16 protein-coding genes and 3 pseudogenes are annotated in these 15902 nt (G+C 60.1%); 15 read left to right on the top strand and 4 right to left on the bottom strand.

What is annotated here, in order from left to right:
• The first annotated feature begins 61 nt into the window (after positions 1–61).
• Complete coding sequence (locus GSQ77_RS26905; RefSeq protein ID WP_158906821.1) at positions 62–1501, top strand: M20 family metallopeptidase; 1440 nt, start codon at positions 62–64, stop codon at positions 1499–1501.
• A gap of 3 nt (positions 1502–1504) precedes the next feature.
• The gene (locus GSQ77_RS26900; protein WP_158907059.1) at positions 1505–2782 is read left to right on the top strand and encodes an MFS transporter; all 1278 of its coding nucleotides are present in this window, start codon (positions 1505–1507) and stop codon (positions 2780–2782) included.
• Positions 2783–3072: 290 nt separating this feature from the next.
• On the opposite strand, the pseudogene GSQ77_RS26895 reads toward GSQ77_RS26900, so the two are convergent.
• A pseudogene (locus tag GSQ77_RS26895) lies at positions 3073–3225 on the bottom strand (ISNCY family transposase); the annotation flags it as partial.
• Positions 3226–3750: 525 nt separating this feature from the next.
• Here GSQ77_RS26895 and GSQ77_RS26890 point away from each other — a divergent pair.
• From GSQ77_RS26890 to GSQ77_RS26880, 3 genes are read left to right on the top strand one after another with little or no spacing between them, the layout of a single operon-like run.
• The gene (locus tag GSQ77_RS26890; protein ID WP_254067842.1) at positions 3751–4605 is read left to right on the top strand and encodes an ABC transporter permease; all 855 of its coding nucleotides are present in this window, start codon (positions 3751–3753) and stop codon (positions 4603–4605) included.
• A gap of 30 nt (positions 4606–4635) precedes the next feature.
• Positions 4636–5652: an ABC transporter substrate-binding protein gene (locus GSQ77_RS26885; RefSeq protein WP_158906819.1), complete on the top strand. Its 1017-nt coding sequence runs from the start codon at positions 4636–4638 to the stop codon at positions 5650–5652.
• A gap of 29 nt (positions 5653–5681) precedes the next feature.
• A complete protein-coding gene (locus GSQ77_RS26880; protein ID WP_158906817.1) occupies positions 5682–6419 on the top strand; it encodes an ABC transporter ATP-binding protein in 738 nt (245 codons plus the stop codon).
• Between the two features lie 14 nt (positions 6420–6433).
• Here GSQ77_RS26880 and GSQ77_RS26875 read toward each other — a convergent pair whose 3' ends face one another.
• From GSQ77_RS26875 to GSQ77_RS26865, 3 genes are all read right to left on the bottom strand, one after another.
• Complete coding sequence (locus GSQ77_RS26875; protein WP_158906815.1) at positions 6434–6820, bottom strand: nuclear transport factor 2 family protein; 387 nt, start codon at positions 6818–6820, stop codon at positions 6434–6436.
• A gap of 77 nt (positions 6821–6897) precedes the next feature.
• Positions 6898–8328 carry an FAD-binding oxidoreductase gene (locus tag GSQ77_RS26870; RefSeq protein ID WP_158906813.1) on the bottom strand — a complete coding sequence of 477 codons (1431 nt, stop codon included), beginning with the start codon at positions 8326–8328 and terminating at the stop codon, positions 6898–6900.
• Between the two features lie 274 nt (positions 8329–8602).
• On the bottom strand, positions 8603–10117 hold the full coding sequence (locus GSQ77_RS26865) for a PLP-dependent aminotransferase family protein (RefSeq protein WP_158906811.1): 1515 nt from the start codon (positions 10115–10117) through the stop codon (positions 8603–8605).
• A gap of 174 nt (positions 10118–10291) precedes the next feature.
• On the opposite strand from GSQ77_RS26865, the pseudogene GSQ77_RS26860 reads away from it, so the two are divergent.
• The 10 genes and pseudogenes from GSQ77_RS26860 to GSQ77_RS26815 all read left to right on the top strand — a co-directional run.
• Positions 10292–10585 (top strand): annotated as a pseudogene (locus GSQ77_RS26860) ((2Fe-2S)-binding protein); the annotation flags it as partial.
• A gap of 152 nt (positions 10586–10737) precedes the next feature.
• Positions 10738–10908: pseudogene (locus GSQ77_RS26855) on the top strand (ATP-binding protein); the annotation flags it as partial.
• Between the two features lie 164 nt (positions 10909–11072).
• Positions 11073–12773: a phage integrase family protein gene (locus GSQ77_RS26850; protein ID WP_158906809.1), complete on the top strand. Its 1701-nt coding sequence runs from the start codon at positions 11073–11075 to the stop codon at positions 12771–12773.
• 186 nt (positions 12774–12959) lie between these two features.
• Positions 12960–13634 carry a site-specific integrase gene (locus GSQ77_RS26845; protein ID WP_158906807.1) on the top strand — a complete coding sequence of 225 codons (675 nt, stop codon included), beginning with the start codon at positions 12960–12962 and terminating at the stop codon, positions 13632–13634.
• 7 nt (positions 13635–13641) lie between these two features.
• The gene (locus GSQ77_RS26840; RefSeq protein WP_158906805.1) at positions 13642–13929 is read left to right on the top strand and encodes a hypothetical protein; all 288 of its coding nucleotides are present in this window, start codon (positions 13642–13644) and stop codon (positions 13927–13929) included.
• 70 nt (positions 13930–13999) lie between these two features.
• A complete protein-coding gene (locus tag GSQ77_RS26835; protein WP_158906803.1) occupies positions 14000–14311 on the top strand; it encodes a hypothetical protein in 312 nt (103 codons plus the stop codon).
• Positions 14312–14635: 324 nt separating this feature from the next.
• Complete coding sequence (locus GSQ77_RS26830; protein WP_158906801.1) at positions 14636–14833, top strand: hypothetical protein; 198 nt, start codon at positions 14636–14638, stop codon at positions 14831–14833.
• Positions 14834–14844: 11 nt separating this feature from the next.
• Positions 14845–15033, top strand: coding sequence for a hypothetical protein (locus GSQ77_RS26825; RefSeq protein ID WP_158906799.1), 189 nt, complete (start codon positions 14845–14847; stop codon positions 15031–15033).
• A gap of 14 nt (positions 15034–15047) precedes the next feature.
• Positions 15048–15605, top strand: a complete 558-nt coding sequence (locus tag GSQ77_RS26820) for a hypothetical protein (protein WP_158906797.1) — start codon at positions 15048–15050, stop codon at positions 15603–15605.
• A 52-nt stretch (positions 15606–15657) separates the two neighbouring features.
• The coding region (locus GSQ77_RS26815) for a hypothetical protein (protein WP_158906795.1) at positions 15658–15902 on the top strand (245 nt) is incomplete at its 3' end.

Below are 15902 nucleotides of genomic sequence, written 5' to 3'. Positions count from 1 at the left end.
AATTGTTGCGAATTTTTGGCGTTCCTATACTCGTTCGAAATCAGTGATCCAAGGAGAGACTGTGACGGCAAGCCAGAACACCCGCGCCGCGGCCATCGAGAATGCATTCCAAGCCTTCGATTCGGGCATCCTGCTTCAAGACCTGAAGCGCCGCGTCGCGTTCAGGACCGAAAGCCAGAACACATCGCAAGCGCAAACGCTGCACGCCTATCTCACCGATGAAATCGCACCGGTGCTGTGCGAACTTGGGTTTGCGAGCCGTATCGTCGAGAATCCAGCCGCGGCTGGCGCGCCCTTTCTGATCGCGGAACGCCACGAAGACGCCGGTCTGCCAACGGTGCTGACCTATGGTCACGGCGACGTCGTGCGCGGTTACGACGAACAGTGGAAGAGCGGCCTCACGCCGTGGGACGTCACCATCGACGGCGACCGCTGGTACGGCCGCGGCACCGCCGACAACAAGGGCCAGCATTCGATCAACTTCGCCGCGCTTGCCGCCGTGCTGAAGGCGCGGGGCGGCCGGCTCGGCTACAACCTGAAGGTGATTTTCGAAACCGGTGAGGAAATTGGATCGCCGGGTCTGAACGAGCTCTGCAAAGCGGAAAAGAAGGCGCTCGCCGCTGATCTGTTTCTCGCCTCCGACGGCCCCCGCGTCTCGGCTGAACGCCCGACGCTTTTTCTCGGCTCACGCGGCGGCGTGGCGTTCGAACTGCTCGTCGATCTGCGCGAAGGCGGTCACCACTCGGGCAACTGGGGCGGCGTTCTGAAGAATCCTGCGGTGGTTCTGTCGCATGCGATCGCGAGCCTCGTCGACCGCAATGGCCGGATCGTGGTGGAGGGCTTGCGTCCGCCGCCCGTATCTGACGTGGTGCGCAACGCGCTCGCCGATATCGAACTCGGCCGCGACGAGGATTCCCCCCAGATCGACCCGGCGTGGGGCGAACCCGGCCTTACTCCGACCGAACGCGTGATCGCCTGGAATGCGCTCGAAGTGCTCGCGTTCAAGTCCGGCAACGCCGACGCGCCCGTCAACGCGATCCCGCCGGTTGCAAAAGCGGTGTGCCAGTTGCGCTTTGTCGTCGGCACGGATTGGAAGCGGCTCGACGAGCATCTCGAAGCACATTTTGCGCGGCTTGGCTTTCGCGACGTCCAGGTGAGCGTGACGCGCGGCACGCCCGCGACGCGCCTCGACCTCGACGATCCGTGGGTCCACTGGGCGCTCGACTCGATGCGCGCAACTACGGGGAAAAAGCCGGCGCTATTGCCCAACCTCGGCGGCACGGTGCCAAACGACGTGTTCGCCCACACACTCGGCCAGCCAACGCTGTGGGTCCCGCATTCGTATCCGGCGTGCGCGCAGCATGCGCCGAACGAGCATCTGCTCGGCTCGGTGGCGCACGAAGCGCTCGGCGTGATGGCCGGTCTCTGGTGGGATCTCGGCGAGACCGGCGCCGCGATCGTTGCAACCCGCAAAGTCAATTCTGTCAATTCTCCCAAGTAGGTCATCATGACGAAAAAGCCCATCAGCCTCACGAAGATCGTGCTCGCCACTTCGGTCGGCAACGCGCTCGAATGGTTCGACATCGCGATCTACGCGTTTTTCGCCGTCTACATCGCGAAGAACTTCTTCCCGACGGCGAACGAAACCGCCTCGATGCTGCTCACCTTCGGCTCGTTCGGCGCTTCGTATCTCGTGCGTCCGCTAGGCGGCATGATGCTCGGCGCCTACGCCGACAAACGCGGCCGCAAGCGCTCGCTGATGGTATCGGTGGGATTGATGATGATCGGCACGGCGATCATCGCCCTCATCCCCACCTACGCGACGATCGGCCTCGCCGCGCCTGCCGGCGTGTTCATTGCACGGCTGATCCAGGGTTTTTCAGCAGGCGGCGAATTCGGCGCATCGACGGCCATGCTGATCGAACACGCACCGCACCGGCGCGGCTTTATCGCAAGCTGGCAATTCGCGACGCAAGGCCTGAGCACGCTGATGGCGTCCGTGTTCGGCTTTGCGCTCGCGAAGCTGATGGCGCCCACCGATCTCGCGGCGTGGGGCTGGCGCATTCCGTTTTTCTTCGGCTTGCTGATCGGGCCGGTGGGCCTCTACCTGCGGCGCTTTCTCGAAGACGCGCCGAGTTTCACCGAAGCCGCGCACACGGCGACACCAGTGCGCGACGTCTTCACGAAGCAAAAGCTCATGCTGCTCGCGACGATCGGCGCGCTGACGGTGTCAACGGCTGTCAACTACCTGCTGCAATACGTGCCGACCTTCACGATCCGCGAACTGCACATGCCAGCATCGACGGGGTTTGCCGCGAGCATCGTGAACGGCGTGATCCTAACGGTCGTCACGCCGTTCGCGGGCTATCTCTCTGACAGGATCGGGCGCCGCAAGCAAATGGCGACCGTGGCCGTGCTGTTCATCGTGACCGCTTATCCGGCGTTTTCCTACGTCGTTTCGCATGTTTCTGCGACCGGACTGTTCCTGCTCGTCGGCTGGTTGTCTCTCCTGAAGTCGATCTATTTCGGCGCTTTGCCCGCGCTGATGTCGGAGATATTTCCGGTCGCTACACGTGCGACCGGTATGTCCATCGGCTACAACATCGGCGTCACCGTGTTTGGCGGCTTCACGCCCGCGATCATCATCTGGCTCCTGAGCGCGACTGGCAACAAAAGCGCACCCAGCTTCTACCTGATTTGCACGGCAATCATCAGCCTGGGCGCTCTGATGGCGGTGAGCCGGGTGCAGACGAGACCGAAGGCTGCGCAGCTTGCGACCTGAGAGTCGCGCCGGGTCTGTTCGGCGATGCGACGAGTTCAGCGCCGCGCCGCCCATCGTCAGGAGCACTGTCTGAAGACGGCCGAATCTGTTCGTCAGGAGCGTCGCCAACGCCAACTTAATGGAAACGGTGTCGGGTTAACTTATACGCTATCCTGATGGCAAGGAAGTCCTGTCAGAAACGTCAGAATAGGGCCGGTGGATCGATTGTTTGACACTCGAAACTGAAGGTCATAGATTTCAGTCTGACATCTTCACCGGAAGTTCGTCATGAACGGTCAGCGCGTCGAGGCCCGCCGATTGTCGCGCTGCGCCTGCACCAGTTGCGCCACTTGCAGTACGTGCCCCAATCGCTTGTGCTCGACCACCGCGCCTTGATCCATCTCGGAGAGCCGGTCATAACGACGATAGGAGAGGGCGCTGCCATCCACGCGGATTTCAATGCGGCGGCCCACATGCAACTGCGCAGATTCGGTCCGATTTCATGGCAGGGTTCCACGCAGATGTAGAGAGTGGCGGGGTGGCGCCCGCCGCGCTCGAGGGGCAAAGGCTGTCTGGAGTTCTATCGCAAGAGCCTTGGCGGCCCGCCGTTCTCTCGCGCAACGACCGCAATAGCAGGCGAACAGCCATCGCCGGGCTGGATCCATAGAATCCATACGGCTGGTACTACCCGCGTCTTTATTGATTGACAATCCTTGACTAACGGGCGAACTTACAAATATCTGTCACGCGCGAGGCCAAGGTCCGTGTTTGCCTGCGCTGACTATACTTTTGATCAGGAGCCAAACGGAAAACGGAACCTCCCAGATACCGATCGGCGGCCTGAAGCCGCTATTAGTCTACGGCTATCCTCAGCTAATCCTGCGAACCCTGTAGACCGACACAACACCCGGGTGTGTCGCGCGTGCACTGGATGACGAAGGCCATTCGGGCGCGTCGATAGTAAGTAGTTGGAACTTGAGGAGGCGGCAGTGAGAACCCTATCCGAACAAAGCAAGACGACCACACGGCCCGCTGCGTCGGAGAGCGAGCTGAAAGTCACACATCGCCGTGCGCGCGCGGGGTTGGGCTCCTACGGGTTAACTTTAGCGGTCATCGTGGCCTCGGTCGTGCTGTGGCAGGCCGTAGCGATGGCCCGGATCTTCCCGCCGTTCGCGCTCCCGTCGCCTGTGGCCGTTTGGCAATCCTTCGTCAGCATCCTGCGCAACGGATATGGCGGAGAGTCGTTGGCCGGCGATATTTACGTCAGCTGTTTTCGTATCGCCATCGGTTTCGTCGGCGCGATTGTGATCGGCGTTCCGGTCGGACTGCTGATGTCGCGCAGCAAGGTCGTGTTTGACATCATCGACCCGTTGCTGCAGTTCATCCGCCCGGTTCCACCGCTTGCCTACATTCCGCTTCTGGTCGTGTGGTTCGGCATCGGGGAATTGCCCAAGGCGATCCTGATCCTGGTAGGCACGATCCCGGTGATCATTATCGGCACCATGTCGGGGGTCAAGAGCACCCCGGCTCTGCGTATTTCGGTCGCGCGTACGCTCGGCGCGACCAACGGGCAGATTTTCCGCAAAGTCATATTGCCTTCAGCATTGCCGGAGATTTTCACCGCAATGCGGGTCGGCATCGGCATCGCCTGGACTTGCCTCGTCGCAGCCGAACTGATCGCTGCCAGCAGCGGACTGGGCTGGCTCGTGCAGTTCGCCGGGCAAGCGCTACAGGTCAGCATCGTGATCGTGGGCATCGTGATCATCGGGCTGATCGGATACGCAATGGAGTTGGTGATTCGCAAAATCGAAAACCTGATCGTGCCTTGGCGCGAGCATAACTGATAGTACGACCACGACTGGAGGAACTGAAAAATGAAAAAACAATGGTTTCAAGCCGCGACTGCGGCGCTGCTCGCCCTCTGCTATGTCACCTCGGGGATGGTCCACGCCGCCGACAAGCAACAGGTCATCATCGGCTACGAGGACAATGGCGCGGATCCGTACATGGTGTCGATGGCCGAGCATCTGTTCGAACGACACATGAACGCCGACGTCCAGTACAAGATGTTCAGTTCGGGCCCGGCAGCAATGAGCGCGCTGGCGTCGAACAGTCTGACGTTCATGTGCGGTCTTGGTGTTCCGCCGCTCGTCGCCGCGATCTCGCAGGGCCTGCCGATGACCATCGTGTACAACCAGGAACGCTATACCAATGCGGCTGGCATTGTGGTTAAGCCGGAAAGCGGAATCGACAGCGTCGCCGCGCTGAAAGGCAAGAAGATCGCCATCGTTGCCGGCTCGCAAGCCTCTTTCGAGCTTGCGACATTCCTCGCGCAGGCGCATGTGCCGTACGCCTCTGTGACGCAGATCAACATGGCGCCGCCGCAGATGCGTACCTCGTGGGTGACCGGTGCGATCGACGCGGCGATCGTCTGGGATCCGGTATTCAGCGCGCTGCGCGAGGCCGGCGGCAAGGTGATCAAGACCGACGGCGATCTGCCGCGCGAAGCATCGAGCTACAACGTATGCATCGCCAACGCCGACTGGGCGAAATCCCATCCGGAGGTGGTGCGCGGTTTCGTCGCTGCCCTCGATCAGGGCTACCAGATGACGCAAACCCAGCGGGATCATGCCTTGGCCGATATGGCTAAGGAAACGGGCGTCACCGTGCCCGTCGCGACAAGCGAACTGGCCGGCTACGAGCTGTTCTCCGGTGCGGATCAAACCACGCCGAAAGTCATGGGGACTGGCGCTGGCGTCAAAACATCGGCGACGTACCAAACGCTGGTCAATACAGCGAAGGTGCTCAACCAGATTGGTCGCATCGATTCCGTGCCCGCGAGCTTCGATAACAACGTCGCGCCGCAGTATTCCCAACATCTCGCCCATTGAGCTGAGGATCCGCCCAGCCGGAGACAAATGTGACTATCGTCATCGATTCCCTGTACAAGACCTTCGGCGCGACCACGGCGCTGGAAAACATCAATCTGCAGTTTCAGGGAGGCGAGTTCGTCACGGTGCTTGGTTCGTCCGGCTGTGGCAAAACCACCTTACTCCATCTGCTGGCTGGCCTGACGTTGCCGACGAGCGGCAATATCTATGTCGACGGCAAGATCAAGGATCAGCCTGGCGCGGATCGTGTCGTCGTGTTTCAGCAGGCCGGATTGTTTCCGTGGCTTAGCGTCGAGGACAACATCGAGTTCGGGCTTTCGCTGCATTCGGTGCCCAAGGAGCAACGCCGCCAGGCATCGGCAGAGATCCTGCGCACCGTCGACCTGGAAGGTTTCGCGCAACACAAGCCGTACGAGTTGTCTGGCGGCATGCAGCAGCGCGTGGCGATCGCCCGCGCGCTGGTCATGAAGCCCAAGGTGTTGCTGATGGACGAACCGTTCGGGGCACTGGACGCGCAGACCCGCAGTTCGATGCAGACGTTTCTGACAGCGCTCTGGGAACAACTGCGGTGCACCATCGTTTTCATTACCCATGATATCGACGAAGCGATCGTTCTCGGTACGCGCCTCATCGTGCTGTCGGCGCGACCGGGGCGGGTCGAGATTGACGTGCCGATCGAGCTTGAGCGGCCTCGCACCCCGGAAGTCACGTTCGACCCGCACTTCCTCGATTTGAAGAAGCGTGCGATGGGCATTCTCGCGCATTGAGCGCGAGCAGCGATTCAAAGCGCCGGGCGATCCTTCCGATACGCATTCTTCACGGCGATCCTGCCGTCCTTGAATGTGAACACGTCGACCATGCGCGCCTCGACACGCGAGCCATCGGCCTTGGTGCCGCGAAAGGTCGATTCGGAGGCGCCACGGTCGCCGCTCACGAAGTGCTCCCCCTCGGTCCACGAGGCATCGGGGAACGTTTCCCACGCAAGCGTGAAACCCTTGCGCACCTCGTCCCTTCCGTTGAAGGTCCGCCCCAGCAACTCGGGGCCCGCCACGCCGTGGAAGACACAGTCGTCCGCCATGCAATTCATCAAAGCCTCGATGTCGTGGCGATTCCATGCATCGTTGAAGATCTCGAGGAGGTGAAGGTAGTCCTGGTTCGATTGGTTCATGGTGATGCGACTCTGGTTGCGGGTTGAAAGTCGATTCGAGCCGAAGCCTGTGTTCAGCTATCGGCGAAATGGCGTGCCTAGCGCTTTTCGTCCTGCGCCAAGTATCTCTGATAGAGAAAGCGCTGACCGACGCGGCGAAATGGCGCTAAACCTTTCCAACGCACCTTGCCCATCACGTTAGGATATTCCAGAACCGAATCGTAAATGGGCAGGTCGTCGTGCCCTGACCACTTGCCAGCGATACGCTCGGCCATGCGGCGTCCCGCGTGCGCGGAGAACGACACGCCGTTTCCGCCGTAGCCCACCGCATAGAATAGGTTCTGGCACGGATCGGGTTGCGCCACGCGCGGCATCATGTCATGGCTGACATCGACCCAGCCCCACCACGAATAATCGACGCCAATACCCCTGAGCGACGGAAATTTCCGATGAAGCCCCTCGACTAGCGAAGCCATGTGCCGTGGATTGGCGGCATCGGCACCGGTAATCGCGCTGCGACTGCCGATCTGCAGCCGCATATCCGGCAACAAGCGATAGTAGTGGCGCAACGTCCGCGTATCGGTGATCACCTGATGGGTGCGAAAGTGGGTGGATTCAATTTCGTCCGCGGTGAGCGGACGCGTGACCAGCGAGTTTGAGAGAATCGGCATGATTTTCGCGGCCAGTTCCCTATGCATGTCGTTGCGCGTGTAGCCGCCCGTCGCGAACGCGACCGCCTTCGCGCGAATTACGCCGCGCGGCGTACGCACGTGATGAACACCTCGCACCACCTCGACGCCGAGCACCGGCGTGCCCGGATGCACCTTCACGCCATGCGCTCTGGCCATGCGAAGATAACCGAACGCGAGCTTGAGCGGATGCACGCCGATCCCGTCCGGCTCCAGTAACGCGCCGCAGCTTTCTTTGTCATCGACGTACGATTCAGCAACTTCGCGAGCACTGAGCATGCGTGCGTCATAGCCGAACACGTCGCGCATTACCGTGCATTCGTTGACCAGAAAGGCCATCTTCCGCTCACGGTGCGCGATGTGGAGGTGTCCGCCCTGTTGTGGATCGCAGGGGACTTCAGAGATCAGTTGCTTGAATGTATCGAAGCCTTCGCGGATTTCCGCGTCGAGCTTAAGCGCAGTCGCCTTACCCCACCGCTCGATCCATTGCGAGCGGCTAAGCCGGCCGCTCGCGTTTTGTCCCTGGCCGCCATTACGGCTGGTACAGCCCCATGCGGTTCGATTGGCATCGACGACGGTCGCCCGAATGCCGTGCTCGCGGGCCAGAAAGAGCGCTGTGGAAAGGCCGGTGAAGCCTGCGCCGACGATCAACACGTCCACGTCCGCATCACCCGGTAGCGGGCCGTCATCTTCGGGCGGTGTACCGGCCGTGGCTACCCAATACGTGGGCGCATAGTCCATCGGCCGCCCGGCGATGGGCGAAACAAGCGGATCGTAAAGTGGATCGTACGGCATGGACACGTCGCTGCGGACCGCATCGACCGAATAGCCTGTAGTCATGGCAACTCCCCTGGAAACTTCCATATCGTGCCGGTTATATAGCCGACAGCTAAGTACCAGAAGAGCACGTTCGATAGTGCCAGTGGCGATGCATCGCCGCTAACACGTGCTCTTTCGCCGACGACGAGCACTAAATAAAAGGACATCATGGGGATATCCGTTCATTCGAACGGGTGCATGTCCCACACGGTAGATAAGGTGGTCGCTGCGGCGTAGTTCCAGTTGGAAGGCGTTGCTGGGGCCAGGCATCGCGGGAAGCGGGAACGCGGCTGTGCTACGCGATGGATGGGCGCGAGGCTGGTGCCTGTTCCTGCAACAGTTCGCCCAGTTGGCGTATGCCGGCGTCGATCTTGTGGATAGGTATCGACGAGAAACCCAGTCGGAAGCAATTGCGGTGCGCATCAGGCGTCATGAAGAACACTCCGCCTGGCTCTATCAGTATGCCGCGTTGCGCAGCGGCGACGGCCAGTTGTGCCGCGTCGAGCCAATCGGGGCCGATGACCCAGCACGACGAGCCGCCCGACACAGGTATGAAACGCGCTTGTGGAAGATAGCGCTCGAGTGCAGCGGTCAGTGTTTGCGCGCGTTGTTGATAGGCATGTGCGAGGCGGCGCAGCAGTGCATCGTGATGGCCGAGTGACAGAAAGGTCGCAAAGGCGCGTTGCACATAGGCATCAGGATGACGAATCATCAGGCGCCGCAACGCACGGACCTCGCTCACCAGCTCGCGTGGACCGACGATATAGCCCAGCCGCAAACCGGGCGCGAACGATTTCGTGAGACTGCCTATATAGATGACGCGGTCGCTGGTATCGAGACTCTTGAGCGCCGGATGAGGCGTGCCCGAGAAATTGTTTTCGCTTTCGTAGTCATCTTCGATGATGACGAAATCATGCGCTTGCGCGCTTTTAAGCAGAGCCTCGCGGCGCCCGATCGGCATCGTGGCGGTCGTCGGGCACTGATGGCTCGGTGTGACGTAGACGTAGTCGCAGCGCGCCAGCGCGGCATCGACGGTAATGCCGCCCGAATCGACCGGCAAGCCGGTCAGCGCATGCGTGCGGTTGGTAAAGATGTTGCGCGCGTCCGGATAGCCGGGATCCTCGAATCCCACCACCGTGCGCTCGGACATCAACAAATCCGCCAGCAGGTAAAGCGCCTGTTGCGCGCCCATCGTCACGACGATCTCGTCTGCCGCGGCCCACACGCCCCGCCGCGGCAATACGCGGGTGCGGATTTGCTGGACCAGTAGTTCGTCGTCGCGCGCGATCAGATCAGGCGCCCAATCGCGAATCTCCATCACCGACAGGGCTTTGAGGCAGCATTCGCGCCAGTCGCTGGTGGGAAAGAGGGCGGAATCGAACTGACCGTAGATGAAAGGAAACTCGAAGCGCTGCCAATCCGATGGCTTGACGATGTTGCGCTGCGCCGACGGCCGGCGTGCCAAGCGTTCGTCCCAGTCCGGTTGCGCGCCTTCCCGCGCGCGGTTTTCCCGGGCCGGCGCGTGCCGACCTTCGAGGATGTCTGGGTTAATGAAGTGCCCGCTGCGCTCGCGCGAAATCAGGTAACCCTCATCCACCAACTGTTGATAGGCCAGCACCACGGTGTTGCGCGCCACGCCCAATTGGTCGGCCAGCTCGCGGCTCGACGGCAGCGCTGCATCGCACGGCAAATTGCCGTCGAGTATGACCGTGACCAGCATCTGGCGAATCTGCCCTTGCAGGGTCATGCCCCCTTCGGTCGAGCGCTGAAACTGCCGACCCCAGAGAGCCGGTGATATCCGGCCCGACATGGCTTTCTCCGTTATCCTTGCGATATGCATTTTGATGCTAAGCATCCGCTACGTACGCGCTATCACGCATGACTGTTTCACCGCCCGCATGCTAGCACGCAAAAGATGTGCGGCGCGCAACATGCGGACAAGGCGCGCGCTGGACCATGTTGACTCAGCGATTCACACGGCGAACTTTACAGGCCGTGACGCGAACATCGCGTCACGGCCGATGCCGTCACTGTCTGCCGGTGCGAGGAAGTTACGGCCGGAACGCTGCGCGAGCACATCCGGCTTGGCTGTCAAGGACCCAGTCAACTAAAGGCATTTGGCCGCTGTGGGATGGGGCCATGTCAGGGTAGGGAGTGCGGACTTACGGTCACGGAGTTAATTGCATCTGAGCGAGCGGTCCCGCCCTCGGAGGTTGGATACTTCCGAATCCGACCTCCTATCAAACAAATCACGCTTGGCGAACTTATGCAAGAGTAAGTAAGGAGCATGTGATGCGTCTGACTGGTCGAGCCGCTTGCTCGACAGCCCACCGCTGCCGCCGCTGCAAGCCCCTCAGGCCTTAGCGCTAGACCTCGAGCCGCTGGCCAACGTAGATCGCTGCGACCAGCTCAGAGACCGGCAGAACCATCATGCAGCTTGATGCCATGGCGGAGATGCTCAAGGCGCTCAAACTGCACGGCATGGCGCAGGCATTGAGCGAGCTGGCAGCGCAGGATTCACCGGCCTATCATGCCGCCGCGTTGGTGCTGGCGGACTTGCTCAAAGCGGAATTGAGCGAACGTGAGGTACGCTCACTGGCCTAAGCATTCGATGAGATCAGCGGATATCGATCTGCCGCCCAAAGTGCAGCATTAATCGATGCCGTTTCGGCGAAGATAGTGGCGGAGAAATCACAGCGAAACTGATGCTATTCAGATAATTCTTCTTATCACAATAGCTCTATTTTTCGTCTAAACTACCCCGTATGAAAACGCGTCACACTGCCGCCTTGCCATCGCCCGAGCCCGATTCGTTCGGTTTTCCGGATCATGCCGCGCTTGCCGCGCTGCGCGGCTGGTACGCGGGGCTGAGCACCCGCCAAGCGGTCGAGCGCTATCTAAACGACCGTCTTGGACCTGGTCTCTCGGCGCGCGCGATCATCGGCGGGATCCGCCGCACGTTGATTGAGCTTGCGCGGGTACGCCAACGCCCGGATCTCGTGGCAGTGTTGCAGCACGACGCGGCCGAGCGCGTAGCGCGTGCCAAAGCGGCGGGGCAGGCAATCGAGCTGTTGCGATCCTCGCCGGCGACCGAACCGCGCATCAGCGACGACGTCGCCCTCTGGTTTGCGGCGCGCATCGTGCGGGCACTGCGGGCCCACCGCATCGATACGCTCGCCGACCTCACGGTACGCATTCCGCGCCGGCGCCGCTGGTGGTCCGCGGTGCCGGGGCTCGGGCAGGCCAGCGCGCGGCACATCGAGCGCTTCTTTGCCCAACACCCCCAACTGACCGAGCGCGCCCGCGCGCTGATCGTGGCGTCGGATCGCGCAGGGATCGTCCCCTGGGAGCAGTTGCGCCTGCCACACGAGGTCGATGGTTCGCGCGGGACCTTCCGCGCTCCCCAGCACACCTGCACGCTGACCGCTAGCAACGACTACGCTGCAATCCAGGCGTGGCTGGCACTGCACGAAGCGGCGTCGACGCAGCGCGCCTACCGTAAAGAGGCCGAGCGGCTGATTCTCTGGGCGATTGTCGAGCGCAACTGCGCCTTGTCGTCCCTCACGACCGAAGACGCGATCGCCTATCGCAGTTTTCTGCGCCGACCAACACCGCACGGCCGTTGGGTCGGGCCACCGCGCCCGCGCACGGCGCCGGACTGGCGGCCGCTTAGCGGCGGCCTGTCCGCGCGCTCGATTGCGTATTCATTGTCCGTGCTGGCGGCAATGTACCGCTGGTTGATTGCGCAGCGCTATCTGCTGGCCAATCCGTTCGCCGGCCTCAAGGTGCGCGGCAGCAACCAATCGGAACTGCTCGACACCTCGCACGCCTTCACCGACGGCGAGTGGGCCTTGGTGCGTGTCATCGCGGACGGGCTCGAGTGGTCGTACGAATGGCAGCCGCCAGCTGCGCGGCGGCTGCGGTTTGTGCTCGATTTTGCGTACGCCACGGGTCTGCGCGCCAGCGAGCTGGTCGGGGCGGTGCTCGGTAGCATTCGGAGCGATCCGCAAGGCGATCACTGGTTGCACGTGGTGGGGAAGGGCAGCAAAGCCGCCAAAGTCGCTTTGCCGCCATTGGCGCGTAGCGCGTTGGGTCGGTATTTGGCCGAGCGCGGTCTGCCGATTGCACATTCGCGCTGGGACCCAAAAACCTCCTTAGTCGGTAGTCTTGAATCGGAGATCGCAAGCGGCATCACCAGCACGCGGCTCCGGGTCATCATGCGACGCTTCTTTGGGACTGCGGCGGACGTGATCCAGGGCGAGCATCCGGTGCTGGCGGAAAAGCTGCGGCGTGCCAGTCCGCATTGGATGCGCCATACGCACGCGACGCATGCCTTGGCGCGCGGCGCCGAACTGACCACGGTCAGGGACAATCTGCGCCATGCGTCGATTGCCACCACGTCGATTTACCTGCATGGTGACGAGGTCAAGCGGGCGCGACAGTTGGGAGAGGCGTTTTCAGCATGATGAAGGGCATTTCGTCCATCTTAGACGGTGGTCATCCAACGAGCTGAAGTGTCGCGTTTCGAGAAGACCGAATGCTGTAAGCCATTTTCCTCGTTTGCGTTGCTGGCAGGTGTTGTACACTCGAAAAAGAGCCCAACGGGTTCTGTCTCTGAACACCGATATTCCATAGGCTATTCAGAGGCTCGTATGTCAAAAATCAACCGCGCAGCAGTTCTCACGGCGGCTCAAATCCGCCATCTCCTTCGTGTCACAGAGGTCAATAGCCGGCATCCGGAGCGAGATGCCGTGGTGCTATTGCTAGGCCATGCGATTGGATTGCGTATAAGCGAATCCGCTCAAGTCACGGTCGCAGATATTTGCTTTGCAAATGGCACATTGCGCCAGGAGGTCAGTTTGCGAAGCGCAATCACCAAAGGCTGCCGGCAACGCTGCGTCTACGTGACGTCTGAGCGGCTTATTGCTGCCATCGAGCGGTATATCGAGTACCGGATAGCTAACGGGATCGGAACGACTTTCGAAGTCGAATACAGAGGTTTGGAGCCTCACCAGCCGCTTGTCATGAGTCGGCGTGGCTACCGGTTCGCGCTTAACCGCAAGCGGCGTGTTTCGGACTCGGGAGAGGTTGTCGACTATTGGGCCGCTGATAGCCTGCAGAGCTATGTCACCCGGCTCTACCAGGCCGCTGGCCTGTCTGGCTCTTCACATAGCGGCCGCAGGTCCTTTGCTAGCAAAATCTTGGCGAAAACAGGGGATCTGGAGGTGGTGGCCAGACTCTTGGGCCACGCGGATATCGACATGGCACAGCGATACGTCGAGGTCGACCAGAACATCTTGCGGCAGGCGTTTACCGAAGTGATATAGTACGGCTATGGTACTAGACAATCATTCAAAAGGGCTTTTCCAGCGTTGGCTCGAAATCGAGGCGGCGGCTGGCAAGCCGCTCAAAGACACGCTTGAGGAAATCAACGCCGCGTGCGGCACCGCATATCGCCACAACTGGCCTTCCAAAATGGCAGAGGGAGGATATTCGATGGAGCGGACTCCTACAGCAGTGAGGCGATATATGATGCGCCGAGTTCTGCCAGCCGAGCTGAGTGCTCGCGGAATAAATTTTTCACCAGAGGTGATCGAAGGATTGATTAAAATATTGACGTAGTACCGTAGCGGTACTATACTTTGATTAAAGGTCCGCAGTGCAGTGCCGTTAATCAGGGATAGGAGCTTCGATGGAATCGAAACAGCCGCTTATTTTCTCGGTGCTTTGCTTTTCGCCAATAGGCGAAACGAAGTTCAAGCTGGACGTGCATTATGTCGCTGGGTTCGATAGCGCCGATGCTGAGCAGCGCATCGTTACGAATGACTCTGCCCACCTGGTCGGGCGGCGATTCATCAACACGGATGGGCTAATGGAACACCATCCAAAGCCGACTTGCTTGTATGCGACGCGGTACACGAACGTCACGTCTATTTCCGAACAGGAATTTAGCAACTGGGTGCGGCAGATGACGGTTGATAACAACAACGACGGCGAGCGCTAAGCGCGTACTTCGTCAAGAGTTGGATCTTTTTTTTTTTCGCAAGCGTAAAAAAATAAAGCGAACGACCTCGTTGGTAGGATGAAAAGGAAAGAAGCAGAATGCTCGTAACCTCTGAGATTGTCGAACTTGCGAAAGCGATGCTCGCTCGAGGAGAGGATTTTTCGGAAGCAGCCGATGCATTGCTGTCGTCAGACAACTCGCTGTGCTTGTGCGCATACCCCGAAGGAGCCTGGATCGTAGAGACGCACGACGATATCAGCCTGAAAAATTGGACAAAGTTGGAATTTGTTATAGCCCGTACCTAGACATGTACAAAGGAAGAAAATGCACAGCATCTTTCCATTATCAAACAGCGACCTCAACTTAATCCTCCGAGCACTCGCGAACGAGCACTTCCGCATGGAAGCGGACGGTAAACGCGGTAGCGACGATCATCGTCGGCTGCGGTATCTAGAGGACGAGCTGGGCACCATGGTTTCCAACGACCGCGATTTCGAAATCCGGGTTGTTAATCCCAAATAGAGAAAACCAACGTGCTTACACAAGAGGAAGTGCTGGACGTATTCGACTCATTCGATGATCGCGTTGTGCATCACAACGCTCTCCAGGCCCGCCTGCGCGCGATGGGCCATGACACCAGCGAAGTGGCGAGCGCGGTGACGGCGGCGGTGCAAAGCGGCGCGCTAACGCTTGACGACATGGGGCAGCTCCGCCGGCCATAGGAAAAAAGGAAGACATGAACCATCATATTCGCAATGCTAAGGCCAACGGCACTGGTCAGTTGCCCCGTAGCGATCTTCGAGCCGCAGCAATCGCGATCGCGCTGTATGTAGGAGTTGGCTTGCTAGCTGGATGTACGACCGCACAGGTATCGGATAAGAGCTACGCAACCGAGTTCGAAGGTGAATTCGTCGTTACTGATAGCTCGAATGACCCCTCGTTGCAGGCACAAACGGTGAGTCTTATCGCAGTAAGTCCAACGAGCCTGTCTTTTTCAGTAGGCGGCAAACTGAAATACTCTTTGGCTAACTGTTCCTCTCGCGAGGATAACTGGAGCAACACATTGGGAAACGGCGGTGGACAAGACAGGGTGCACCAGCTTGTCTGCACCGACTCACAGGGATGGCGCTGGTATTTGTCACATGGGGCACCCGGCTTGGTCGAACAACCCGCTCTCTTTAATCGGGTATTACCGAGCTTTCATACCATACAGTCGGCAAGTGGATATATTTTCCACAGGGCGAGACCCAATGATCTCCCGTTTGACTACGCTCTTGAGCCTGCTGCACGGTAATGCGTCGCCGTTCCAAGGAAAAAGCCGGTCCGCCGGCGCATGGAAAACGACGATGACAAATTCACCGACACTCCATACGAACGACGACGATTCGAGGCCAGCGGCTCCGCCGCCGAAGTGGTTCATCGTAGGGTTCTTCGGGCTCGGTGCGGCCGGTCTCGTGGCTTTCGTGGTGTTCAGCATTATGAGCATCCTGAACCTTCATGATGCTTCGGTCGGAGATAAAGTCGCGCAGTATCACCTTGCCAGGACCGCTGCGTTGCAGGAGTGTGCGCAAACAGGCGGCGGTGCGAGCAG

Origin of the sequence: Burkholderia sp. L27(2015) (assembly GCF_009765705.1) — a bacterium.
In the GTDB taxonomy this organism is placed as follows: Bacteria; Pseudomonadota; Gammaproteobacteria; order Burkholderiales; family Burkholderiaceae; genus LMUX01.
The sequence above is the reverse complement of the archived record's forward strand: the minus strand, read 5'-3'. Positions and strand labels throughout refer to the sequence as shown.

What these genes read in the sequence shown, in the direction of transcription:
- GSQ77_RS26830 (WP_158906801.1), top strand. Translation starts at nt 14,636, where the DNA reads ATGCACAGCATCTTTCCATTATCAAACAGCGACCTCAACTTAATCCTC.
- GSQ77_RS26845 (WP_158906807.1), top strand. Translation starts at nt 12,960, where the DNA reads ATGTCAAAAATCAACCGCGCAGCAGTTCTCACGGCGGCTCAAATCCGC.
- GSQ77_RS26850 (WP_158906809.1), top strand. Translation starts at nt 11,073, where the DNA reads ATGAAAACGCGTCACACTGCCGCCTTGCCATCGCCCGAGCCCGATTCG.
- GSQ77_RS26840 (WP_158906805.1), top strand. Translation starts at nt 13,642, where the DNA reads ATGGTACTAGACAATCATTCAAAAGGGCTTTTCCAGCGTTGGCTCGAA.
- GSQ77_RS26865 (WP_158906811.1), bottom strand. Translation starts at nt 10,117, where the DNA reads ATGTCGGGCCGGATATCACCGGCTCTCTGGGGTCGGCAGTTTCAGCGC.
- GSQ77_RS26820 (WP_158906797.1), top strand. Translation starts at nt 15,048, where the DNA reads ATGAACCATCATATTCGCAATGCTAAGGCCAACGGCACTGGTCAGTTG.
- GSQ77_RS26875 (WP_158906815.1), bottom strand. Translation starts at nt 6,820, where the DNA reads ATGAACCAATCGAACCAGGACTACCTTCACCTCCTCGAGATCTTCAAC.
- GSQ77_RS26870 (WP_158906813.1), bottom strand. Translation starts at nt 8,328, where the DNA reads ATGACTACAGGCTATTCGGTCGATGCGGTCCGCAGCGACGTGTCCATG.
- GSQ77_RS26885 (WP_158906819.1), top strand. Translation starts at nt 4,636, where the DNA reads ATGAAAAAACAATGGTTTCAAGCCGCGACTGCGGCGCTGCTCGCCCTC.
- GSQ77_RS26835 (WP_158906803.1), top strand. Translation starts at nt 14,000, where the DNA reads ATGGAATCGAAACAGCCGCTTATTTTCTCGGTGCTTTGCTTTTCGCCA.